The following is a 22,664-nucleotide window of genomic DNA, read 5'->3' on the forward strand; positions in this document are numbered from 1 at the left end:
ATTACAGAACGGTCGATCTGTGGGAGGTGGGCGCAAAGGCAGTAAGCCACTGCAAGAACCTGGGGTTCAGCCACTCCTGCAGGGAGTACACACCTTCCGGACCACCTCCTACAGGTTCGACCATTCCTACGTGGTTACCCCACGCCAAAGCGTTCCATTTTTTGTAAAAAAAATGCTCGCAATCTGCGCTTTTAATCCTGATAACAAAAGGAACCCAGCTCGCTCGAGAGGGCCTGATGTGCAAGGATGTCGCGCCGGACATCGTTCGTTGAACGCCAAACCAAGGATTTTTCATGACTGCCATTCCCACCCCTGCCCCCGTGGTTCCCGGGCGGCTGGAGCAGATGTCGACCCGCATCGCTTTTTTTATCGCAGGTTTCGGTATCGCCGCCTGGGCACCTTTGGTGCCGTACGCAAAGGCGCGTGCAAATCTGAATGAAGGCACCCTTGGCCTGCTGTTGTTGTGCCTGGGGGTGGGGTCGATCATCGCGATGCCCGCTGCGGGCGTGCTGGCATCTCGCTTTGGCTGCCGACGCGTGCTCACCGCAGGGACGCTGATGATCTGCCTGGCCCTGCCGATGCTGGCCACTGTCAGTTCGATCCCGCTGTTGATCGCGGGGTTATTCCTGTTTGGCGCGGGCCTGGGCACCGTGGACTCCACCGTCAACCTGCAAGCGGTGATCGTTGAGCGCGCCAGTGGCAAAACCATGATGTCGGGCTTTCACGGGTTGTTCAGCCTGGGGGGCATTGTCGGCGCAGCGGGGGTTGCGGGCTTGCTGGGGCTGGGCCTGTCGCCATTGCAGGCGACTCTGGTGGTCGTCGTTATCACGGTGGCGGCGCTGTTGAAAGCCGCACCGCATTTGTTGCCTTATGGCAGCAAAAGCTCGGGACCGGCATTTGCAGTGCCCCATGGCGTGGTGTTGTTTATCGGTTGCCTGTGTTTCATCGTATTCCTGGCTGAAGGTGCCGTGCTGGATTGGAGTGCTGTGTTCCTCAGCGCCGAGCGCGGCCTGGATGAGGCTTACGCCGGCCTGGGGTACGCGGCATTTGCCTTGACCATGACTGCTGGACGCCTGACCGGCGATGCCATTGTTCGACGCCTGGGCCCCACTCGCGTAATCGTGATCGGTGGCGCGCTGGCCTGTGCCGGCTTGCTCCTCGCGACCCTATTGCCAACGTGGGAAACGGCGCTGCTCGGCTACGCGCTGGTGGGTGCAGGGTGTTCGAATATCGTACCGGTACTGTATACCGCCGTGGGTAAGCAAACGGTGATGCCAGAGCACATCGCAGTGCCTGCCATCACCACATTGGGCTACGCCGGGATTCTCGCCGGCCCCGCCATGATTGGCTTTATCGCCCATGGCAGCAGCTTGAGTACTGCGTTCATCCTGATCGCGGTATTGCTGGCGGCAGTAGCCATCAGTGGAAAAATCCTCAAGGTATGAGTCCAAGCTTCAACGCGCTTTGCGAGCATCGTCCTGCTCCCGCCAACGTTCGAGGCTTTTGTTGCTGAGCCAACCGTCCTTATGAGGCGGGCCAAACAGTCGTGTGCCATTGGCTCGCTGTAATGACGACAGCAAACCCGGACGGTCAAGAATATTCTTCGCTGTGTAGACACTGAGCTCGCTGTATTGGGACCTGGGCATGCCTGTAGACGTATCCAGCACAGGCGCGCCGTGTTGATCTACCTCATACGGGTCTTGCATAACCGACCGAAGCTTGGCTATTTCAACGTACTGATGCGTTTCAAAGAGATAGGTTCGATCCATGGTCTCGTCTCGCAGGTGCGCAAACTGGCTTTGCAGCGCTTGCACCACCTGTGCATTGCTTTGGGCATGAAACGGATCCTGGCTGAAAACACTTGGAGAGCTGTTGCCCTGCAAGGTCTGGGCAGCCGCACTGAGGCTGTCACGTGTGATATCGCCATCACGGCTGAAGATAGCGTCGCTTAGCCGAGGGCGTTTGAGAATTTCTCTGACGACCTGGATCGCGTTGTCCAACACCTCGTTTTCACCCGTCGGTTGAGCAGCGATCCGCTTCAAGGACGTCCAAGTCAAGCGCCCGTCATTCAGAAACGGGTGCACCGCGCCGAAGGATTTTTCCAAGGCCTTTGCCAACTGGCTATCCTTTGTAGTTGCACTTGGCAGGGAACCCCTGGCCCGCTCAACAGGGGGGTTCTGCAAGTCTCGATAGCGCAGAGCGGATAAGGTCCCACGCAAGAGAAAGGGTTTGTGCGAGCCTCCAGCCGAGGGCGCGGATGGGGCTTCATACCAGGTTTCAGATTGGCAGACCGGTGGTGGAGTGGTTGATTGTGCGGCCAGCCTGTCGGGAGGAAGCGGCCGGCCGGAAGGTACTGCACCCTTAATTGTCATGGGTTTTCTCCAACTCTTTTCAGATGCATATCCGCTGGGTGGTCTGTGCCGTGATGGGCAAAATCAACGAATAGACTCTCCTCAGGCAGGTACCTCATGTGTGGTTGGATGGGCTCGACAGTTCCGAGTAAAAGGCTAATACCAATGACAATATGTAAAACCGTGGTCAACCACCCTCATCCAGCTTTCGCCTACGCCACCAGCCTGCCAGGCTGTTGATCAAGCCGGTGTCTTTCAATGAATCGCCACCGGCCCCCGGCGTCTGCAACTCCGCCAGCAGGCCCCGGGAAAAATCATCCGAAACGGGCGCCTGGAATTTGCGCTCGCCGGCATACGCCTTCATGCGCCGCGCCTCGGCCTCATATTCGGTCGACTCAAAGGGAAGACTTTGCGACGCTGCGCACTCCTCTGGCATTGCCAGACTCGCTTGCTGGGTGTTGCGCAAAAGCTCGAGAGGGCCAGGTTTGGGGGAATTAAACGAGGTTGAAGTCATATGTTTTCCCTCATTCGAAAGCTGAAAAAACGGCATGCCAAATCACTACCGCAGGTACCACCTATGTGGCAACCGGGAATAATTCGTTCCTTGAAACATATAAAACTGGCGCCACCTCAAAAAGGTGGCGCCGCAAGAGCGGTCAGCGGGACAACGAGTACAGCCCTCTACGGCTGATCTTCCCATCGCCGTCTTTACTGAGGTGGTTATCCATTTTTTCGAGCACGTCACTGCGCGTGAGTATTTCCTGGGATAACTGAATCAGATGATCCTTGGCTGCATCGCCAGTGAGCGGCTTGCGCGCCCACTCTTTCAGTTCGCTGATTTTCAGGCTTGAGCCCCCGCTCCTTTTCTTCAACTCGTCGAAATGATCAAGCAGCTCACCGGCCAGTTCCTTGTCAGTCTTGTACTTGAAGTAGTTCTCTCCTTTGATCACCATATTCAGTTTTTGCCGGTCGATAAGACCATCCAGGGCGCCGGTGGAACTGTGCCTATCCATCGCTGCCATCAGTTCCGGACGTCGTAGCAGCTCATTGGCCAGGCGGATGTTCTCGTTCATGACGGGATTAGGCGACCACCCTCTTTTCGCCATCGCAAGAATGCTGTCAACGCTGACGTAGCCAGGCTTCTTCGGGTCTCTGAAGGCATTGAAGTTGTCGAGCAGTTGTTGGGCCAACTCTTCGCGGTTCTTCAACGCGTACTGCGGATCCGGCCTGCCGGGGGCGGGCGGATACGGTCGACCTGCGGTGGGGTCCGGTCGTGGTGGAGGATTGCTCTCAATAGGATTCGGTCTGGGGGGCGGGTTGCTGCAACCTGGGTTCGGCCTTGGCGGCCGATGTTCACAACCAGGATGCGTGGGCGGCCGATGTCCGCTGAAGCAATGACCGACCCACTGCTTGAATTGGCTCAGCAAACTCTGCGCCCCCTGCGGGCTGTGGTGACGCCCATGCGCGTCAGCCGCGGTGGTCGGCGCCTGAGGACTACCAAATACCGGCCCGTCCTTGTTCTCCCTGGATTGGAAATTAACATGGGCAGCATTCTGGCCATTGAAAGAACGCGCAGCCGCAGCCTCGTTAGCGACTTTAATGTCGACCTTGGCCGGTGGAAGGTCAGACGTTGCTGAAGCAGAGACGGGTGTATCCAACATCGATACCGACATAAGTTTCTCCATGACAGTGGGCGATTTTCAGCTTGTCGCTCCAACGCAATGTCGAAGCCCACCAGCTTTCCCATGTGTGGTTTTGCGTCGGAATCAGTTCCTGATCCAGCAACAATATGTGATCAAGGTGTAGGAAACAGCTTGGACAGCGGCGATCTTCTCGCGATGAATGGGCGGTGCCCCTGGCCCGGGCCAAAAAAAAATCGCGACCTTTGAGATCGCGATTTTTCTTCATCGGCTAAAGCTCAAAACCCTACGCTTGCCTGTAGGAAGAACGTGCGAGGCTCACCCAGGTACAACCCTGCATTGTTGTCGCTAGAGCGTGTGTAATGCTGCTGGTCGAAGACATTCTTCACGCCCACGCCCAGTTTCAGGTTCGACAGTTGCGCGCCAAAGTCGTAGCCGCTGCGCAGGTTGACCGAGACATACCCGGGGATATCACCGTATTGGCCATCAGCAGAGCCTTGGGTGATATAGGTGGTGCCGGTGCCGGGCGCACGCTGGCCGGACTGGGCATAGACGTCCAGGTTGTGGGTCCAGTGGTTGACGTCGTAACGCAGGCCCAGGGTCGCCACTTGGCGGGAATACAGTGGCAGGTCACGGCCCTTGAACGGCACATCACCTTCGGAGGTGGCCTTGGTGTAGGTGAAGCCCGCGTTGGCGGTCAGGCCGTCGAGGCGCGGGTCGAGGTTGGACAGGTCGTAATGGGCGGATGCTTCGATGCCGCTGTGCTTGGTGGCGCCGAGGTTGGTCCAGCCCACGTCATTGCTGACGTATTGCAGTTCATCCGAGAAGTCGATGTAGAACAGCGTCACTTCGCCGCCCCAGACGCTGTCGTTGTAGCGCGTACCGACCTCGTAGGTCTTGGCCTTTTCCGGGTTCAGGCCGTTGGCCGTCTGGTCGCCGGTACCGCCCTGGCCGAGTTGGAAATACTGCAGGCTGCCGAAGGAGGTTTCGTAGTTGGCGAACAGTTTCCAGGCGTCAGACACGTGGTACATCACGCTCAGCGCCGGCAGCGGTTCGTTGTTGTGGACCTCGCGGCGTTTTTCCTCGGTACGCTTGCCGTTCAGGGCAACGACCGGGCGGTCATGCCATTCGGTACGGATATCTTCAAAGCGAATGCCCGGGGTGATGGTCCATTTGCCAATATCGATTTTGTTATCGATATAGAAGGCGTTGGCTTCAGTGCCCCCCGTGCGGTCCTGATACACGTGACCGTCGCTCTGCCCGCCCGGCGTCGGTACGTTGTTGACCAGGTTCAGGCTGGTGGCCTCCTCGTGCATGCCTTCTTTGAGGTAGCGATACCCCACACTGACTTCCTGGGTACTGGGCCCCAGGTCAAACACATGGGACACACGCGGCTCGATGCCGAAGGTGTAGTAGGTGCGCGGGTAGGAGCTGAGGGTCTTGAGATCGCGGTTGGCAATGTTGCTGCCACGGAAACTGTCGGAATAGTAAGTCAGCACTTCGGCCTGGGTGCGGTCGTCGATCTGGCGGATGTACTTGAACGACACGTCCTTGCGGCGCCCGCTGAAGTTGTCCCAGTCACGCACCGATTGGTACGGGTTGGCATCGAACTGCTTCTGGGTCAGGCCGCCGGGCATATCGGCGCTGGCATCGTAATAGTGGAAGTTCAGCGAGAAATCGTCTTGATCGGTCGGCGCCCAGTGGGTTTTGAAGATCACATCATCGATGTCGTTGCCGTTGTTGCTGTTGCGGTAACCGTTACCGTTGACCCCGGAGTACAGCAGCGCGGCGCCGATACCGTTGTCGGCCGTGCCACCGATAAAGGCATTCTCTACATGCTTCCAGCCACCGTGGGCAGACGTTTGCAGGGTGGTGCCGACTTCACCGGAGAAGTCTTGCGGGATCGCACGGGTCACGAAGTTGATCACGCCGCCGACGTTCTGTGGCCCATAACGCACCGAACCCGCACCGCGGACAACGTCGATACTTTCCAGGTTACCGGCAGAAATCGGCGCCATCGACAGCTGTGGCTGGCCGTAAGGAGCGAACGCAGCCGGTACGCCGTCAATCAGCACGGTGGAGCGCGGTGACAGGCGCGAGGTCAGGCCGCGTACGCCGACGTTGAGGGAAATATCACTGCCACCGGTGCCGTTGGATTCCTGCACTTGCACGCCAGGCACGCGGCGCAGGACGTCACCGATGTTCATCGCGCCCTGCTCTACCATGGCTTCGCGTCGAATGACGGTGCGTGCGCCGGGATGGTTCTGCACCACTTCGGCATCGGCGTCGGCAAGCCAGTCGCCCACCACCTTGATATCGGTGACCCCCAGTTCCAGCGGTGAGCCCGCTTCACGGGTGCCGCGGCTCACCGGACGCAAGGTCACGGAGCCGGCGTCAATCTGGTAATCCAGGCCACTGCCTTGCAGTAATTGCCGCAGGGCTTGTTCGGGCGAGAGATTGCCATCGACCGCAGGAGCTTGCTTGCCAGCAACCATATCGGGGCTGAAGAACACTTGCAGCGAGGTCTGCTGGCCCAATTGGCTCAAGGCTGCGCCGAGGGATTGCGCACGAATGTGGATACCCTCGGCAGCCTGTGCGGTACTGATGGCAACGGCCAGGGCCAAGGGCGCCCAGCGGGAAATTTTATTGTTGTGGGGGGCAAGTTTTTTCACGTCGAACCTAGTCCTGTGATCGCAAGCATGCGCGGCCGTTAATGCAAACCAGTTGCAGTTGCAGGAGAAGACGAAGAACTCGAAAAAAACCTGAATGTCAGCGCGAAATAATTTCCTGGCTACCGTCCGGCAGAGTGCGCAAGGCGACCGGCAGGATGTGGGGCAAGGCCTTGAGCAAGGCATCGGTATCGCTGGAGTTGAAGACACTGGTCAAGCGCAGATTGCCCACCGCTGCCGTACTGACCCGCAGCGGTTGCTCGCGGTAGCGCGACACTTCCCGCGCCACGTCGACCAAGGTGGCGTTGTTGAACACCAGTTTACCGTTGCGCCACGCGGTCAGTTCTTCAGGGTTCACCGCGTAGGCCGCCGCCACTTGGCCTTGGGGATCGACATGGGTGCCACGCCCGGCGGTGAGCGTGACGATGTGATCGGATGCCCGGCCCTGCACCTTGACCGTGCCGGCTTCGACCGCCACGCGGGTCTGGTCCGCCTCCCGACGTACATCAAAGCGCGTGCCGGTGACGGTCACCTGCCCTGCCCCGGCTGCGACCACAAACGGGCGCCCGGCGTCATGCTGCACGCTGAACATCGCCTCGCCCTGCTTGAGCTCTACGCCCCGACGGCCCTTTTCGTAATGAACCGCGACCACGCTGCGGCTGTTGAGGTCCATCACGGAACCGTCAGGCAAGGTCACCTGACGATGCTCGCCTAACCGCGTGCTGAATTCGGCATTGTAGGGCTTTGGCTGCCCCAGACCGCTGTACGCACCCAGGCCCACTGCAACGGCGACCACACTGGCGGCCACGGCATAACGCATCAGCGCACGCCGTCCAAGGCGCTCGGTCGGCGCATCGCCCAGCGCCTGCAAGCGGGCCTTGGGCAGCAAATCCGTCGCACTCCATAACCCTTGCAGCACATCGATTTCGTATTGATGCGCGGGCTGCGACCTGCGCCAGGCATCGAAACGTTGGCGTTCCTGGGCGCTCAATGGGCCGTCTTGCAGGCGTACAAACCACTGCGCGGCCTCATCACGGACACGGTTATCCATCGTGGAAGATCCTGTTTCAAAGCCGGTCATGGCGCGCTCGCATCCAGACGATCACGCAGATGCCGCAGGGTGCGGATCATATACTTTTCCACCATGTTTTTAGACAGCCCCAGGCGTGTGGCGATTTCCTGCTGGGTGAGCCCTTCGATCTTTTGCCAGATGAAAATCCTGCGACAGTTGAGCGGCAACTCGGCCAGCGCCCGCTCGATGGCGTCGGCCAACTGGATCGCGTGCATGTAATGCTCCGGGTCGCTACTGTGAGGCGTGCTGTGATCAGCCGCCTGCAGCGTCAACGCCTCGCGGCGGTCTTCGCGGCGGTAGGCATCCACCGCAATATTGCGCGCGGTTTGATGCAGGTAGGCGCGTGGCTGCGCTACCTCGCAGGCAGCGCACTCAAGCACCCGCACGAAGGTGTCGTGCGCCAGGTCTTCGGCTTGCTGACGGTTTCTCAGGCGGCGCGTCCAGGTGCCGATCAACTCTTCGTAGTGCTCGAAAAAGCCTGTTCTGCGGGGCGGCTGAGGAGTCATCGCGAGAGCACTGGGGAGGCGGGACGTGAATAGTAATGCTTCCTATTAAGTGGGGCAATTGCTGCTCATCGCCCACCCACTATTTGTTTGAAATGACCTCACTCATGTATTGATGCAAATCGCGAAAGTCTTTAACGCTCCAGGCATGTGGCGCGATCTTTACGCCGTTGTCTTGCAGCGTCTTGGGGATCAGGTTGCCATTGGGGCGAAGGATGACCGAGGAGACGATAACGCCCGGATAATCATGGAGTCGTTTCTTGAAGGTGGCAGTTGTCAGGTCGGGGGTTGGCGGATTACTTTTTTTTGCCAATGGCCCCGTGCCTTTGATACCGGGCCCGTGGCACACAGCACAGCGCTGCAGATACAGCGTTTTACCATTGCTGTTTTCCGCGACGCACAAGGCTGTCTGAGCCAGTGATAAAGCGGCCACTACGCCGCTGAGTAATAGTTTCATCCATCGGGTAACGGCCCACGCATGCATTCCATCGCTTCCTGTATTGCCCTTTATTTTCAGCATCATACGATAAAGTCGCGCTTTGCCCGAGTTGGGCGTAAGCGCCAGGGGGTGAACTTCCGCTCGCCGCCGCCAGTCAGCAAGAAGGACTCTCATAAAACGGTGGGTGGGCGATGCAGATTTCCTTGCAGCAACAAGTGGCCCTGGTCACCGGGGCCAGTTCCGGCATTGGCGCGGGCGCGGCCAAAGCCCTGGCCGCAGCAGGCGCGGCGGTGGTGCTTAACTACAACTCCCAGGCGGCACCGGCTGAGGCTCTCGCCGCGCAGATCAATGCCAACGGCGGCCGAGCGCTTGCGATTGGCGGCGATGTGTCCAAGGAGGCCGATGTCGAACGCCTGTTCGCGCAAACCCTCGACGCCTTCGGCCACCTGGATATTCTGGTGGCCAACTCCGGGCTGCAAAAAGATGCCAATCTGGTCGATATGACCCTTGAGGATTGGAACACGGTGATTGGTGTCAACCTCACCGGGCAGTTCCTCTGCGCGCGCGCGGCGGTGCGTATCTTCAATCGCCAGGGTATTCGCGAAGGTGTGTCACGGGCCGCCGGCAAAATCATCCATATGAGTTCGGTGCATCAAGTCATCCCCTGGGCCGGGCATGTGAATTACGCCGCGTCCAAGGGCGGCGTGGAGATGCTGATGCGCACCCTCGCCCAGGAAGTCAGCGAACAGCGCATCCGTATCAATGGCATTGCGCCTGGGGCGATTCGCACGGCGATCAACCGCGCAGCCACTGAAGGTGCTGCAGAAAAAGAGCTGCTCAAATTGATTCCTTATGGTCGTGTCGGTGACGTCGAAGACGTGGCCAATGCGGTGGTGTGGCTGGCCAGCGATGCCTCTGATTATGTGGTTGGCAGCACCTTGTTCATCGATGGCGGTATGAGCCTCTACCCGGAGTTCCGTGGCAATGGTTGATTTCAAGAACGAACCTCAAAGCGCCATCGATGCCCACGGGATCATCGGCGACATGCGCAGCGCGGCACTGGTGAACGACCGCGGCAGCATCGACTTCTTCTGCTGGCCGGAATTCGACAGCCCTTCGGTGTTTTGCGCACTGCTCGACACGCCCGAGGCCGGCACGTTCCAGCTTACCCCGGACCTGCCCAACGCCCGCCGCGAGCAGATCTACCTGCCCGACACCAATGTGCTGCAGACTCGCTGGCTGAGCGATGAAGCGGTGGTGGAGATCACCGACCTGCTGACCGTCAGCGAAAACGTCGATGAACTGCCCTTGCTGATCAGGCGGGTACGGGTGGTCAGTGGCAAGGCGACTATCCACCTGAGCTGCGCCGTGCGCCACGACTATGCCCGGGCCCCCACCGAGGCTAAGGCCGAGGCTGCCAGCGTGGTGTTCACCGCCAGCGGCCAGCCCGGCCTGCGCCTGATTGGCAGTCAGCCGCTGACCCTCCAAGGCAACACCGCCATCGCCACCTTTACCCTCGCCCAGGATGAAGGCGCCGAATTTGTCCTCGGTGGCCAGGAGGATGCGCGCGTCACCAACGACTGTACCGACCTCTACCTGGAGCGCACCTTGAAGTTCTGGCGCGGTTGGATCAGCCAGTCCAACTATCGCGGGCGCTGGCGCGAGATGGTCAACCGCTCGGCCCTGGCGCTGAAACTCCTGACCTCGCGCAAACACGGCGCCATCATCGCCGCGGCCACGTTCGGGCTGCCGGAAACGCCCGGCGGCGAACGCAACTGGGACTACCGCTATACCTGGATCCGCGATGCCTCGTTCACCGTCTATGCGTTCATGCGCCTGGGTTTCGTCGAGGAAGCCAACGCCTATATGCGCTGGCTCAGGGGCCGGGTCAGCGACTGCTGCGGCCAGCCGACCAAGATCAACATCCTGTACGGCATCGACGGTCGCCAGGAACTGCCGGAAACCACCCTCGACCACTTGAGCGGCCACGGCGGCGCCCAACCGGTGCGGGTGGGCAACGAAGCGTTCGACCAGGTCCAGCTGGATATCTACGGCGAACTGATGGACGCGGTTTATCTGGTCAACAAGTACGGCGAAGCCATCTCCCACCAAGGCTGGAAACACACGGTGGAAGTGGTCGACCAAGTGTGTGAGATCTGGAACCACAAAGACGTGGGCATCTGGGAAATGCGCGGCGAGCAGCACCACTTCCTGCACTCACGCCTGATGTGCTGGGTGGCCCTGGACCGTGCCATTCGCCTGGCCTCCAAACGTTCGCTGCCGGCCCCGTTCGCACGCTGGGACCAGACGCGCCAGGCGATCTACGCCGACATCTGGACTAACTTCTGGAACGAAGAACGCGGGCATTTTGTGCAGCATATCGGCAGCACCGCCCTCGACGGCTCGATGCTGTTGATGCCGCTGGTGCGCTTTGTCGCCGCCACGGACCCGCGCTGGCTCACGACACTGGAAGCGATCCAGAAAAGCCTGGTGCGCGACGGCATGGTCTACCGCTACCGCAATGACGATAGCCAGATCGATGGGCTGCAAGGCGTCGAAGGCGCGTTTGCCGCCTGTTCGTTCTGGTACGTCGAATGCCTGGCGCGCGCCGGGCAAGTTGAAAAGGCCCATCTGGAATTCGAACAGTTGCTGCGTTACGCCAACCCGCTGGGGTTGTACGCCGAAGAGTTCGACAGCCAAGCCCGGCACCTGGGCAACACGCCCCAGGCCTTGAGCCACTTGGCATTGATCAGCGCGGCAACGTTCCTGGACCGCAAACTCAGCGGGGAGAAAACCGTATGGCAACCCTGACATCCCCTGCCCCACTGCTGTATGTGCGCACAACCCTGCTTGATGTGGCGTACGAAACCCACGGCCCCATCGATGGCGAACCGGTGATCCTGTTGCATGGCTTCCCTTACGATCCACGGGGCTACGATGACATCGCGCCGGTGCTGGCTGAACGTGGTTATCGGGTATTGGTCCCGTACTTACGCGGTTATGGCCCGACGCGATTTATCAACACGCAAGTGATGCGCTCCGGCCAACAGGCGGCGCTGGCCAAGGACCTGCTCGACTTCATGGATGCCTTGGCCATCCCGCAAGCCACCCTCGCCGGCTTTGACTGGGGTGGGCGCGCCGCCTGTATTGTCGCGGCGCTATGGCCGCAGCGGGTGCGCGGCCTGGTGACCGGCGATGGCTACAACATCCAGGCCATCAGCCAGTCGCTCAAGCCCAGGCCACCTGAGACAGAGCACCGGCTCTGGTATCAGTATTACTTTCACACCCAGCGCGGGGTCGACGGGTTGACGGCCAATCGGCGTGAACTCTGCCAATTGCTCTGGACGCTGTGGTCACCGTCCTGGGCCGAGGGGCCAAGCCACTACGCCCTGACCGCGCCGTCGTTTGATAACCCGGATTTTGTCGAGGTGGTGATTCATTCCTATCGCCATCGCTTTATGTATGCGCCGGGTGATCCCGCGCTGGAATACATCGAGCAGGCGCTGGTGCCGCAACCGCCGATATCAGTACCGAGCATTTCGCTGTGCGGGGCCGACGATGGCGTGGGCCCGCCGTCGCTGGAGGATGATGACGTGGAGCACTTCAGCGGTTTTTATCGCCGCCAGGTGTTGCCCGGCGTGGGTCATAACGTTTTTCAGGAAGCACCCCAGGTCACGCTTCAAGCTTTGCTGGAACTACTGGAGCGGTGAAAAACGCTCCCGATAAGCCTGGGGCGTCACCGACAAAGCCCTTAGAAAGCTGCGGCGCAAAGTCTCTTCACAGCCAAAACCGCATTGCATGGCGATACGCTTGATGGAGGTTGTGCTATCTGCCAGTTGCCGGCGTGCGTTTTCGACGCGAATCAGTTCCACGGCCCGCGCCGGGGTTTGGCCAGTCTCGGTGCGATAGTGGCGTACAAAGCTGCGCTCGCTCATGCCAGCCTGGGCCGCCAGGGTGGCGATGCTCAGATCCAGCGTCAGGTTTTCGGCGATCCAGGCATGCAGCTCGGCAAAACGGCTGTCGCTCTTTTGCAGGGATAACGTCACGCTGAATTGCGACTGACCGCCAGGGCGCTTGAGGAACACCACCAAGTGGCGCGCCACCTCCAAGGCAATCGCACGCCCCAGGTCATCCTCTACCAGGGCCAGGCACAGGTCGATCCCAGCGGTCACGCCGGCAGACGTCCACACCGCACCTTGCTGGATGAAAATCGGATTGGCCTCCACCGTGAGCGCAGGGAACTTGCGCGCCAGTTCTTCACAGCGCGTCCAGTGCGTGGCCACGCGGCAACCATCGAGCAAGCCACTAGCGGCCAGCAGAAAAGCCCCGGTGCAAACCGAAGCCATGCGCCGGGTGTGCAAGGATTTATCGCGCACCCATTGCACCAGCGCCGGGTCCTCGGCAGCGCCGTACACGCCCCAGCCACCGGCGATCACCAGGGTGTCGCAAGGCGCATCGATGGCGGGCAGCGGTTCAGCCAGCAGCGCCAGGCCGGCAGACGTCCTCACCGGTTCTGCCTGAGCGGCGATCACGCTCACTGCGTAGGGCAACGGTAAACCCCGTTGGCGCAGCAGGTCATTAGCCGACGCAAACACTTGCAGAGGCCCGGTGACATCAAGCACCTGAGCATTTTCAAAAGCGAGTACATGAATAATCTTGGGCATGATTGGCGCGATTAGTGGGCTCTATGGCGTACCCGCCAAAGCGTAGGCTTCTACAGTGAGGACGTCCATTCCTTTTCGGAGCTTGAACCATGACCTTGCAGATCGGTTTTCTATTGTTCCCCGGCATCCAGCAACTAGACCTTACCGGCCCCTATGATGTCCTCGGTTCGCTGCCAGACGTGAAGCTGCACCTGGTGTGGAAAGACCTCGCGCCGATCACCTCCAGCACGGGCTTGGTGTTCACGCCGACCATCACTTATGCCGACTGCCCGAACCTGGATGTGCTCTGCGTACCCGGCGGCGCCGGTGTGGGCCCATTGATGGAAGACCCGCAAACCCTGGACTTCCTCAAGGCCCAGGCCCAGACAGTGCGCTACATGACCTCGGTGTGCACCGGCTCATTGGTAATGGGCGCGGCAGGGTTGCTGCGCGATCGCAAGGCCACCACCCATTGGGCCTACCACCACCTGCTCGCCCCGCTCGGTGCCATCCCCGTACAGGAACGTGTGGTGCGTGATGGCAACCTGTTTACCGGCGGCGGGATCACCGCGGGCATCGATTTTGCCCTGACTTTGGCCGCGGAGTTGTACAGCGAAGCGGCAGCGCAACTGGTGCAACTGCAGATCGAATACGCGCCGGCCCCACCGTTTGACTCCGGCCGCCCGGAGACGGCGCCCAGGCATGTGCTGGAGGAAGCCAACAAGCGCACGGAGGAGTCACGCAAAGTGCGCGGGGAGATCGTGGCGCGGGCGGCTGCGCGGTTGGGGTGAAGTTGGATTTCTCACGTCCGGTCGCTGAATTTGCAGCGACTGAAGGTCCGTGGGAATGAACCGGTTTCAACGCTTGAACGTGAGGTAAGTCCTAGTCCGCTGTACGAAACTCCTTTTGATTCTTTCGGTGCTCAACGGCTGTCCAGTCGTAGCCAGTCTTTCGACTGACCTGGTAGTCGCGGCAAAGCTGGCCAAAGGTATCTCTTTCAGTCAAATAGGTGGCCGTTACCGCAGGAATGAATATGTGCTCGGTCTGATACCCGGTGTCGGCTGGCAGGCCGCCATCGCAGGCAAGCCAGCTCCCACAGTTGGATTGCGGGGTGTCTGGTAGATGAGCATCGGCTGTCGGGCCGTTGCGGGAGCAAGCTCCCCCGCCACAAAGAAACTTGCTTGGCTTCCCGCGTGTGTTCAGGCAGGACGTGACATCACCGCCAAGCGCACGGCCAACGCCATCAGCACCGCCGCCAAGCCCCACTTCTGCAGCCAAGCGCTTTTGGTGCGTTTGGCGAAGAAGCGGCTGAGCGCCCCGCCAAACAGTCCCAACAGCACATGAAACACACTGGCGATCAACGTCAACACACCGCCCAGCACCATCAGTTGCAAGGCGATGGGCCCCGCCTCGGGCCGCACAAACTGCGGCAGGAACACCATGAAAAACAACAACGCCTTGGGGTTGAGCAAACTGTTGAGCATGGCCTGCAGAAACACTCGGCCCAACGCCACGCGGCCGACGTGAGCGGTGTCCAGGCCGGGGCGTTTCTGCAAGGTTTTGAAGGCCAGCCACACCAGGTAAATCACGCCCGCATAACGGATCAGGTCGAATGCCGGCGGCCAGCTGGCGACCAACGCCGTCACCCCCATCGCGGTCAACGCTGTCAGCAACAGGTCGGCCACGCCAATGCCCAGGGCCGAAGCAACGCCGCCGCGCCAGCCATGGGTGACGCCCTGACTGATGACAAATGCCATGTTCGGCCCCGGTGACAGCAACAACAGCAACACAGCGCCGGAAAAAACACCGAGTGTGACAAGGCTGATCATGGTTGAACCGTCCGCTGGAAAAAAAACAGATTAATCGGCGCTTGCAGGCCCTACAAAAAATTGTGCTGGATACATTGCTCACGCAGCGAACCGAGTGATTGCTGAATGCCACGACCAACGTCTAGAATGCGAAACATTATCAATTAAGCCTGCTGCGCCAGGATGACCATGTCGAGCGATCACCCACTGGACCCTGCTGCCATCGGCCAGCTATACCAAGCCCACCATTCATGGCTGCGAGGCTGGTTGAGCCGGCGCACGGGCTGCCATGAGCGCGCCGCTGACCTCGCGCAGGACACCTTCGTGCGCCTGCTCAACGCGCGTCAGCAACAGACTTTGCAGCAGCCGCGCGCGTATCTGAGCAGCATCGCGCGCAGCTTGATGATCGACCAATACCGGCGCCGCGAACTGGAACGCGCCTACCTGGAAAGCCTGGCGCACTTCCCGCAAGTAGAGGTGCCGAGCGAAGAAACAAAGCGGCTGATCCTCGACAGCCTGGAGCGTATTGACCGTTTGCTCGACCAGCTCAAGCCGAGGGTGCGCGAGGCGTTCCTGTTGGCCCAATTGGACGGCCTGACCTGCCCGCAGATCGCCTTGCGCCTGGGCGTGTCCAAGGCCACGGTGGAACGCGACCTGTCCAAGGCGCTGCACGCCTGTTACCGGTTGCGCTATGCCGACTCCTGACTCGCACCTGGTCGACCAGGCCATCCAATGGATGATCAAGCTGCGCTACAACACCGCCGACGACGCCAGCACCGCGGCCTTTGACCAGTGGCTGCACACCAGCGAGGCGCATCAACAGGCCTGGCAACGGGTCGCCACCCTGAATGACGATTTCAACCACTTGCCGGCGCATGTCAGTCGCCATGCACTCGACGGCGCACGCCAGCACATCAGCCGTCGTGAAAGCCTGAAACTGCTCGGGCTGTTTGCCGGCGCCGCAGGTTTAGCCTGGCTGGGCCGCGACTACACGCCCCTGCCCGCCTTGATGGCGGACTACCGCACCGCCACTGGCGAGCGGCGCTGGGTAACATTGGAGGATGGCAGCAAAGTCCAGCTCAACAGCGCCAGTGCCGTCGACATTACCTCCAGCGCCGAACAACGGCTGGTGAACCTGCGCCAGGGTGAAATATTGATCAATACCGGCGCCGACCACCGCCCGCTGTGGGTGCATACCCGCGACGGTTACCTGCGCGCCGTCGGCACGCGCTTGCTGGTGCGCGAAGAACTCCAAGGTACTCTGCTGGCCGTGCAACAGGGTGCGGTAGCGGTGTTTGCCGATCGCCATGACGGCGCCGCACGCCAGGTGATCAAGCCAGGCGAACAGGTGATGTTCAACCGTAGCGGCATTCGCCCTTCCCCCAACAACGGCCTGGACCCCTGGGCCTGGAGTGACGGCGTGATCAGCGCCCACAACATGCGCCTGGACGACTTCCTGGCCGAGCTGGGCCGCTATCGCAGTGGGTTGGTGCGTTGCAGCGAAGCCGTGGCAGGGCTGCGGGTGTCGGGCACTTACCAACTGGAGGACACCGACCAAGTGCTCAAGTTGGTCACTCAATCGCTGGCGATCGATGTGACCTACCGCAGCCGCTACTGGGTAACCGTCTCCGCTCGGGTGTGACCGGCCGAAAATAAATGAGGTGAATTCTCATTGCCATTCGACCTGTAAGGAAGGGCCGATCAACAGGCCGGTTTGTCCACTTCCTTCAGGAGCATCCCGCGGTCATGCAAGCGTTCCCCTCCAAACGTTCTCTTCTCAAACACGCGGTGCAGGCCGCCCTCCTTGGCGCCTGCCTGGGCGGCGGCGTCTTGCCGCTCGCCGTGATGGCCGACTCCGCTAGCGCTGATACCCAGGTTCGCGCATGGGCGATCGCCCCCGGCTCCCTTACCTCGGCACTGGATCAATTTGCCCGTCAGGCCGGCATTAGCTTGTCCTACGATGCCACCAGCGTTGCCGGTAAAACCAGCACAGGCCTGAGCGGCAACTTCGATCGAGAACAGGCCTTGGGCCAGTTACTGCGCGGCCAGGGCCTGCAAGCCCAGCGCCAAGGCAAGGATATGTGGCTGCTGTTGCCACAAATGGCCGACACCGGTGCCCTGAACCTGAGCGCGACCACGGTGACCGGCCAACGCCTGGGGGCCCTGACCGAAGGCACCGGTTCGTACACTACCGGCGCGGTCACCATCGGCAAAGGCCAACACAGCCTGCGGGAAACGCCACAGTCAGTGAGTGTGATGACCCGCCAATTGATGGACGATCAGAATGTCACCACCATTGACGATGTGATGGAACGTACACCAGGGATCACCACCTACGAGTCGCCCATGGGCGGCAAGTATTTCTATTCCCGTGGATTCAAGATGCTCGGCCAGTACCAGTACGACGGCGTACCGCTGGACATGGGCAAGGACTATGTGCAGGCGGACAGTTTCAGCGCCAACATGGCGATCTATGATCGCGTGGAAGTACTTAAAGGCGCAGCCGGCATGCTCAAGGGGGCCGGCACGGCCAGCGGTGCGGTGAACTTCGTGCGCAAGCGGCCACAGGCCACCCCGACCTCAAGCCTGATGCTGTCCGCCGGCACCTGGGACAACTACCGCGCCGACGTCGATACCGGTGGCCCGCTCAATGACAGCGGCACCGTGCGCGGCCGCGCGGCGTTCAGCCAACAGGATCGCGGCTCCTACATGGACATTTCCAAGCGCCAGGACCAGGCCTTCTATACCGCACTGGACGTCGACCTGAGCCCCGACACAACCCTGGGCGTGGGAGCCAGCTACGAAGACGTCGACGCCAGCCCCTGTTGGGGTGGCTTGCCGCGCTATAGCGATGGCAAGAGCGCCAGGTTAAGCCGTTCCACCTGCCTGGGCCAATCCTGGAACGACTGGCAAAGCCGACGCACGACGTTCTTCGCTGATCTCACCCATCACTTCAATGACGACTGGCAAATCAAAGTCGCCGCTGTGCACAGCCGCAACCTGCAAGACACCAAGTACGCCGCCAGCGAAGGTACCATCGCCTATGGCGCCCCAACCCCCACCGCCAACTCCTACGCAGCATTGATGGACTATGAGCACAAGGACTTCGGCCTCGACGCTTACGTCGATGGCAAGTTCCAAGCCTTTGGCCTGGAACACGAACTGATCCTTGGGGCCAACGGCAGCCGAGGCACCCAGGATGACGTATTCGCGATCCAGAACCTGCCCACGCGCCAGAGCATTTATCAGCCCGACCACCACTTCCCCGAACCAGCCAATGACACCTTCTGGCCAAACATGTACCGCGGTGGCACGGTCAAGGAAACCGCTACCCAGTATGGTACTTACGCCACCTTGCGCCTGCGCCTGGCCGAGCCCTTGATGTTCATCGTGGGCAGCCGTGTGAGCTGGTACGAAAACCGTCGGCAGTCCAACACCCTGGGTTGGGGCGAGTGGAGTGTGCAAGATGCGCGCACCAAGGAATCCGGTGAAGTCACGCCGTTTGCCGCTCTGATCTACGACCTCGACGAACACCTTTCCCTGTACGCCAGCTACGCCGATATCTTCCAGCCGCAGAGCTCTTATGCCACCGCCGACGGCGCGGCACTCAAGCCCAAGATGGGGGACAACTACGAGCTGGGTATCAAGGGCGAATGGTTCGACGGGCGTCTCAACAGTTCCATAGCGTTGTTCCGGGCCACAGAGAAAAACGGCGCCGAGACTGACTTCCTGAGTTTCTGCCCAACTTCGTCCGATGGCTACTGCTATACCGACACTGCCAAGGTCCGCGCCCAGGGCGTCGAAGCCGAAGTCAGCGGCCAGTTGCTCGAACGTCTGCAAGTCTCGGGGGGCTACACCTACACTCAGACCAAATCGCTTAAAAACATTGATACCGCTATCGAAGGAGGCGCGTCCAACACCTATGTACCCCGCCACATGTTGCGCATGTGGGGCGATTACCAGCTGGATGGCGCGCTGTCCAAATGGAGCGCGGGTACGGGGGTCAATGCCCAGAGCGGCAACTATCGCATGCAGCAGGGCCTCAAGCTCGAACAGGCCGGCTATACGGTTTGGGATGCACGATTGGCCTACCGCGTAGATGACACCTGGACCGTCGCCCTTAACGCCAAGAACCTCTTCGACAAAAACTATTACCAAACCGTGGGCACAGCCTCATGGGGCAATTTTTATGGCGAACCGCGTAATTTCACGGTCAGTCTGAAAGGCACCTTTTAACCCGCTCAATCCTCTGGAGGGCAGGCGCCTGGTGCGTTGCGCCCTCTTTTCCTACGCCTCCCCGGGGCCCGTCAAAAAAGTGTTTCCTGACAAACAGGAAAATTCACACTTTTGTTCCTACACTCAAAATCACACCCCGAGACCGGGTCCTCTTGCACAAGGAATGTCAACAAAATGACACAAGAAGGAACATTTAAAGTGTCTATGATATCATCGCTGAAACAAGGTCAAATTATTGACTGAAAGAGAAAAGGAAGTCCTCCTGTAGTAGCCACTGCCCTTGCAAAATTCTTTCATTTGGAGCGATCCATTCGAAGGAAGGGATGCGTTTTACCCAGCGTAGTCCGCTGCCGTCTGGTTCAGACGACCGAATAGAACGCCTGGTGTGCAATGAGGGATGTTTGTATGCGAGAGAAGTCGTCAGTTGTCAGCTTGTTTTTGACCCGAGCAGGGTTTGTCGAGTTTTTTGTGGTTTTCGTCAAGCTGGTCCACGGTCTGACGGCCATTTTCCCACCGCTGGTCCTGGCGCTTTTCCTCGACCCGATGGCCCCTGAAATGCGTTCGCACTTTCTGGGCTTGCTGCTGTTTTTTGCGGTATTGACCATCATTCTGTTCCAGGCCCTGGGCATTTATTCCGAGGAACTGTTCAGTAATCGCTTGCGCCTGCGCACCAATATCGTGGCCTGGTCCTCCGCATTCTGCATCCTGTTGTTCATGTACCAGATCCTGCAGGTATTTCCGCAATTGAACCCGCGCAACCTGGTGGTGTGGTATATCGCCAGCTTGACGATGTTCTGTGCCGAACGCCTGGTGATGCTACGCCTGTACCGCAAACTCATGCGCAAGGGCAAATACCTGCAACGCACAGTGATCCTGGGTTTCACTGACACCGCCGTGCATGTCGCCGACCACTTGCAACGCAACGGCGACATTCGCTCCGGGCTTATCGGCTTTATTGACGACCGCACCGAGCGTATTCCCAAGGAACTGAGCAGCCTGCCGCTGTTGGGCAATACCCGCGACCTGGAAAAACTGATCCGCGCCGAACAGGTCAACCAAGTGATGATCTGCCTGCCCTGGGCTGCCGAGCAACGTATTCACGGCTTGGTCAATCGCCTGCGGCAAATGTCGGTGAACGTGATGCTGGTGCCCGACATGGCTGCCCTGCGCTACGGCCATAGCCGGATCACAGACGTGGGCGGCATCCTGATGTTCAATACCTCGCAGTTGCCGCTGCGCGGTTGGTCGCCGTTTATCAAGCGTTGCGAAGACCTGCTCCTGGCGAGCATCACCCTGGTGCTGGTGTCACCGGTGATGCTGGTCACGGCCATTGCGATCAAGCTCGACTCCAAGGGCCCGGTGCTGTTTCGCCAGAACCGCTACGGCTATAACGACAACGAAATTCGCGTGTTCAAGTTCCGCTCGATGTACACCGACCAGAGCGACTTTACAGCTGAACGCCAGACCACTCGTGAAGACCCGCGCATTACCCGGGTTGGCCGCATCATCCGCAAGACCAGCATCGATGAGCTGCCGCAGTTGTTCAACGTGCTGCAGGGCAACATGTCGATGGTCGGCCCGCGCCCTCATGCCACCGCCACCAAAGCCGCCGGTATTCCGTTCGAAGTGGCTGTGAGCGAATACAGCTCGCGCCACCGGGTCAAGCCCGGCATCACCGGTTGGGCGCAGATCAACGGCTACCGGGGTGAAACTGACACCCTGTTCAAAATCCAGAAACGCGTCGAATACGACCTGGAGTACATCTCCAAATGGTCCGTGTGGTTCGATTTGTACATCGTCTTCATGACGGTCCCAGCCGTCCTTTCCACCAAGGAAGTCTATTGATGAATACACTCAACGGATTAATCCCCTGCATTATTTCCGGTGGGTCAGGCACGCGGCTGTGGCCGGTGTCCCGGCAGAACATGCCCAAGCCATTCATGCGTATGCGTGACGGCCAGAGTCTGCTGCAGAAAACCTTTCAACGTGCCGCGCGCCTGCCCGGCGTGGAAAGTGTGCTGACCGTCACTAATCGCGACTTGCTGTTTCGCACCCTGGATGACTACCGCGGAGTCAACCAGGCCAGGCTGCCTCTGGACCTGTTGCTGGAGCCGTTCGGTCGCAATACCGCAGCGGCCATTGCGGTGGCGGCACTGCACGTGCAGGAGCATTTCGGTGGCGACGCCCAGTTGTTGGTGATGCCAGCCGACCATCTGGTGCTGAATGAAACCGCGTTCGCCGACGCCGTGACCCAGGCACGCGAGTTGGCCGAAGCCGGCTACCTGGTGACCTTCGGCATTCAACCCGATCACCCGGAAACAGGCTTCGGCTACATCGAAAAAGGTGACGCCCTGAGCCTGGGTAACCGGGTCAAGCGTTTCGTCGAAAAACCCGACCTGGCCACGGCCCAAGCCTATCTCGACGGCGGCAAGCACTTGTGGAATGCCGGCATGTTCTGCTTCAAGGCCAGTACTCTGGTGGACGAGCTGGCGACCCATGCTCCCGACGTACTGGGGGCCGCTCGTGCAGCCCTCGAGCAGAGCCAGCACCTGCAAAACAGCACCTCGCGCCAGCGTGAACTGGGCAGCGAGGCCTTCGGCACCGCGCCAGACCTTTCCATCGACGTGGCGTTGATGGAGAAGTCCACGCAAGTGGCCGTGGTGCCGTGCGACATCGGCTGGAGCGACATCGGTTCCTGGGAAGCCCTGCGCCAGCTCACGCCCAGCGATGCCCAGGGCAACCAGGTCAATGGCGAAGCCATCTTGCATGACGTGCACAACTGCTATATCGACTCGCCCAAACGCGTACTCGGTGCCGTCGGCGTGCGAGACCTGATCATCGTCGATACCCCCGATGCCCTGCTGATCGCCGACGCCAACCGCAGCCAGGACGTGCGCTACATCGTCGCCGAACTCAAGCGCCAGAACCATCCGGCGTTCAGCCTGCACCGCACCGTCACCCGGCCGTGGGGAACCTACACCGTGCTGGAGGAAAGCAGCCGGTTCAAGATCAAGCGCATCGTGGTCAAGCCCCAGGCGTCGCTGTCGCTGCAAATGCATCACCACCGCAGCGAACACTGGGTAGTGGTCAGCGGTGCCGCGCAGATCACCAATGGCGAGCGCGAATTTTTGATCAACGCCAACGAATCGACCTACATCCCGGCTGGGCACAAGCACCGCCTGACCAACCCCGGCATCATCGACCTGGTGATGATCGAAGTGCAGAGCGGTGAATACCTGGGCGAGGACGACATCGTACGCTTCGATGACATCTATGGGCGCGCGCCCGCAGAGAAGAAATGAC

19 protein-coding genes are annotated in these 22,664 nt (G+C 60.1%); 10 read left to right on the forward strand and 9 right to left on the reverse strand.

Features of this window, described 5'->3' with window-relative positions:
* Positions 1–293: 293 nt before the first annotated feature.
* Positions 294–1,445, forward strand: a complete 1,152-nt coding sequence (locus tag AC1RAC_RS25030; RefSeq protein ID WP_034125817.1) for an MFS transporter — start codon at positions 294–296, stop codon at positions 1,443–1,445.
* A gap of 9 nt (positions 1,446–1,454) precedes the next feature.
* On the opposite strand, the gene AC1RAC_RS25035 is transcribed toward AC1RAC_RS25030, so the two are convergent.
* The 7 genes from AC1RAC_RS25035 to AC1RAC_RS25065 form a co-directional block, all read right to left on the reverse strand.
* Positions 1,455–2,117: a type III secretion effector protein gene (locus AC1RAC_RS25035; RefSeq protein WP_230633825.1), complete on the reverse strand. Its 663-nt coding sequence runs from the start codon at positions 2,115–2,117 to the stop codon at positions 1,455–1,457.
* Between the two features lie 421 nt (positions 2,118–2,538).
* A complete protein-coding gene (locus tag AC1RAC_RS25040; RefSeq protein WP_080757665.1) occupies positions 2,539–2,715 on the reverse strand; it encodes a type III secretion effector protein in 177 nt (58 codons plus the stop codon).
* Between the two features lie 292 nt (positions 2,716–3,007).
* A complete protein-coding gene (locus AC1RAC_RS25045; protein WP_169918900.1) occupies positions 3,008–4,024 on the reverse strand; it encodes a type III secretion effector protein in 1,017 nt (338 codons plus the stop codon).
* 245 nt (positions 4,025–4,269) lie between these two features.
* Complete coding sequence (locus AC1RAC_RS25050) at positions 4,270–6,663, reverse strand: TonB-dependent siderophore receptor (protein ID WP_492617075.1); 2,394 nt, start codon at positions 6,661–6,663, stop codon at positions 4,270–4,272.
* 97 nt (positions 6,664–6,760) lie between these two features.
* Positions 6,761–7,711 (reverse strand): FecR family protein, encoded by a 951-nt coding sequence (locus AC1RAC_RS25055; RefSeq protein ID WP_236454845.1) that lies wholly within the window; start codon positions 7,709–7,711, stop codon positions 6,761–6,763.
* Positions 7,712–7,737: 26 nt separating this feature from the next.
* Positions 7,738–8,238: a sigma-70 family RNA polymerase sigma factor gene (locus AC1RAC_RS25060; protein ID WP_054922254.1), complete on the reverse strand. Its 501-nt coding sequence runs from the start codon at positions 8,236–8,238 to the stop codon at positions 7,738–7,740.
* 79 nt (positions 8,239–8,317) lie between these two features.
* The gene (locus tag AC1RAC_RS25065) at positions 8,318–8,719 is read right to left on the reverse strand and encodes a cytochrome c (RefSeq protein WP_082430503.1); all 402 of its coding nucleotides are present in this window, start codon (positions 8,717–8,719) and stop codon (positions 8,318–8,320) included.
* 146 nt (positions 8,720–8,865) lie between these two features.
* Between AC1RAC_RS25065 and AC1RAC_RS25070 the strand changes: the two genes are divergently transcribed.
* The 3 genes from AC1RAC_RS25070 to AC1RAC_RS25080 are packed head-to-tail and all read left to right on the forward strand — an operon-like array spanning position 8,866 to position 12,384.
* Complete coding sequence (locus tag AC1RAC_RS25070) at positions 8,866–9,666, forward strand: glucose 1-dehydrogenase (protein WP_054898226.1); 801 nt, start codon at positions 8,866–8,868, stop codon at positions 9,664–9,666.
* The gene (locus AC1RAC_RS25075; RefSeq protein WP_054898225.1) at positions 9,659–11,485 is read left to right on the forward strand and encodes a glycoside hydrolase family 15 protein; all 1,827 of its coding nucleotides are present in this window, start codon (positions 9,659–9,661) and stop codon (positions 11,483–11,485) included. Before AC1RAC_RS25070 ends, AC1RAC_RS25075 begins: the two co-directional genes overlap by 8 nt.
* Positions 11,473–12,384 carry an alpha/beta fold hydrolase gene (locus AC1RAC_RS25080; RefSeq protein WP_054922252.1) on the forward strand — a complete coding sequence of 304 codons (912 nt, stop codon included), beginning with the start codon at positions 11,473–11,475 and terminating at the stop codon, positions 12,382–12,384. Before AC1RAC_RS25075 ends, AC1RAC_RS25080 begins: the two co-directional genes overlap by 13 nt.
* Here the strand turns inward: AC1RAC_RS25080 and AC1RAC_RS25085 are convergent.
* Positions 12,370–13,338, reverse strand: a complete 969-nt coding sequence (locus AC1RAC_RS25085) for a GlxA family transcriptional regulator (RefSeq protein ID WP_492617076.1) — start codon at positions 13,336–13,338, stop codon at positions 12,370–12,372. The genes AC1RAC_RS25080 and AC1RAC_RS25085 overlap by 15 nt on opposite strands.
* 89 nt (positions 13,339–13,427) lie before the next feature.
* On the opposite strand from AC1RAC_RS25085, the gene AC1RAC_RS25090 reads away from it, so the two are divergent.
* Positions 13,428–14,108, forward strand: coding sequence for a DJ-1/PfpI family protein (locus tag AC1RAC_RS25090; protein ID WP_314551490.1), 681 nt, complete (start codon positions 13,428–13,430; stop codon positions 14,106–14,108).
* 408 nt (positions 14,109–14,516) lie between these two features.
* Here the strand turns inward: AC1RAC_RS25090 and AC1RAC_RS25095 are convergent, their stop codons facing one another.
* Positions 14,517–15,146, reverse strand: coding sequence for a LysE family translocator (locus AC1RAC_RS25095; RefSeq protein ID WP_314551493.1), 630 nt, complete (start codon positions 15,144–15,146; stop codon positions 14,517–14,519).
* 168 nt (positions 15,147–15,314) lie between these two features.
* Between AC1RAC_RS25095 and AC1RAC_RS25100 the strand changes: the two genes are divergently transcribed.
* The 5 genes from AC1RAC_RS25100 (at position 15,315) to AC1RAC_RS25120 (ending at position 22,663) form a co-directional block, all read left to right on the forward strand.
* On the forward strand, positions 15,315–15,830 hold the full coding sequence (locus AC1RAC_RS25100; protein ID WP_034125829.1) for a sigma-70 family RNA polymerase sigma factor: 516 nt from the start codon (positions 15,315–15,317) through the stop codon (positions 15,828–15,830).
* Positions 15,817–16,767, forward strand: coding sequence for a FecR domain-containing protein (locus tag AC1RAC_RS25105; RefSeq protein WP_054898220.1), 951 nt, complete (start codon positions 15,817–15,819; stop codon positions 16,765–16,767). The genes AC1RAC_RS25100 and AC1RAC_RS25105 overlap by 14 nt, the downstream gene beginning before the upstream one ends.
* Before the next feature lie 104 nt (positions 16,768–16,871).
* The gene (locus AC1RAC_RS25110; RefSeq protein WP_492617077.1) at positions 16,872–19,361 is read left to right on the forward strand and encodes a TonB-dependent siderophore receptor; all 2,490 of its coding nucleotides are present in this window, start codon (positions 16,872–16,874) and stop codon (positions 19,359–19,361) included.
* Between the two features lie 405 nt (positions 19,362–19,766).
* Entirely contained in the window at positions 19,767–21,206 is a 1,440-nt protein-coding gene (locus AC1RAC_RS25115; RefSeq protein ID WP_054898218.1) for an undecaprenyl-phosphate glucose phosphotransferase, read from the forward strand.
* Positions 21,206–22,663, forward strand: a complete 1,458-nt coding sequence (locus AC1RAC_RS25120; protein ID WP_054898217.1) for a mannose-1-phosphate guanylyltransferase/mannose-6-phosphate isomerase — start codon at positions 21,206–21,208, stop codon at positions 22,661–22,663. The genes AC1RAC_RS25115 and AC1RAC_RS25120 overlap by 1 nt, the downstream gene beginning before the upstream one ends.
* Position 22,664 lies beyond the last annotated feature (1 nt).

The sequence above is a fragment of the Pseudomonas sp. GW823-FHT02F05 genome (assembly GCF_058797315.1).

Excerpts from the sequence above, each read along its gene's own strand:
- AC1RAC_RS25100 (WP_034125829.1), top strand. The coding sequence starts at position 15,315 with ATGTCGAGCGATCACCCACTGGACCCTGCTGCCATCGGCCAGCTATAC.
- AC1RAC_RS25045 (WP_169918900.1), bottom strand. The coding sequence starts at position 4,024 with ATGTCGGTATCGATGTTGGATACACCCGTCTCTGCTTCAGCAACGTCT.
- AC1RAC_RS25040 (WP_080757665.1), bottom strand. The coding sequence starts at position 2,715 with ATGAAGGCGTATGCCGGCGAGCGCAAATTCCAGGCGCCCGTTTCGGAT.
- AC1RAC_RS25110 (WP_492617077.1), top strand. The coding sequence starts at position 16,872 with ATGCAAGCGTTCCCCTCCAAACGTTCTCTTCTCAAACACGCGGTGCAG.
- AC1RAC_RS25075 (WP_054898225.1), top strand. The coding sequence starts at position 9,659 with ATGGTTGATTTCAAGAACGAACCTCAAAGCGCCATCGATGCCCACGGG.
- AC1RAC_RS25085 (WP_492617076.1), bottom strand. The coding sequence starts at position 13,338 with ATGCCCAAGATTATTCATGTACTCGCTTTTGAAAATGCTCAGGTGCTT.
- AC1RAC_RS25065 (WP_082430503.1), bottom strand. The coding sequence starts at position 8,719 with ATGCATGCGTGGGCCGTTACCCGATGGATGAAACTATTACTCAGCGGC.
- AC1RAC_RS25120 (WP_054898217.1), top strand. The coding sequence starts at position 21,206 with ATGAATACACTCAACGGATTAATCCCCTGCATTATTTCCGGTGGGTCA.
- AC1RAC_RS25060 (WP_054922254.1), bottom strand. The coding sequence starts at position 8,238 with ATGACTCCTCAGCCGCCCCGCAGAACAGGCTTTTTCGAGCACTACGAA.
- AC1RAC_RS25105 (WP_054898220.1), top strand. The coding sequence starts at position 15,817 with ATGCCGACTCCTGACTCGCACCTGGTCGACCAGGCCATCCAATGGATG.
- AC1RAC_RS25055 (WP_236454845.1), bottom strand. The coding sequence starts at position 7,711 with ATGGATAACCGTGTCCGTGATGAGGCCGCGCAGTGGTTTGTACGCCTG.
- AC1RAC_RS25080 (WP_054922252.1), top strand. The coding sequence starts at position 11,473 with ATGGCAACCCTGACATCCCCTGCCCCACTGCTGTATGTGCGCACAACC.
- AC1RAC_RS25090 (WP_314551490.1), top strand. The coding sequence starts at position 13,428 with ATGACCTTGCAGATCGGTTTTCTATTGTTCCCCGGCATCCAGCAACTA.
- AC1RAC_RS25115 (WP_054898218.1), top strand. The coding sequence starts at position 19,767 with ATGCGAGAGAAGTCGTCAGTTGTCAGCTTGTTTTTGACCCGAGCAGGG.
- AC1RAC_RS25030 (WP_034125817.1), top strand. The coding sequence starts at position 294 with ATGACTGCCATTCCCACCCCTGCCCCCGTGGTTCCCGGGCGGCTGGAG.
- AC1RAC_RS25070 (WP_054898226.1), top strand. The coding sequence starts at position 8,866 with ATGCAGATTTCCTTGCAGCAACAAGTGGCCCTGGTCACCGGGGCCAGT.
- AC1RAC_RS25095 (WP_314551493.1), bottom strand. The coding sequence starts at position 15,146 with ATGATCAGCCTTGTCACACTCGGTGTTTTTTCCGGCGCTGTGTTGCTG.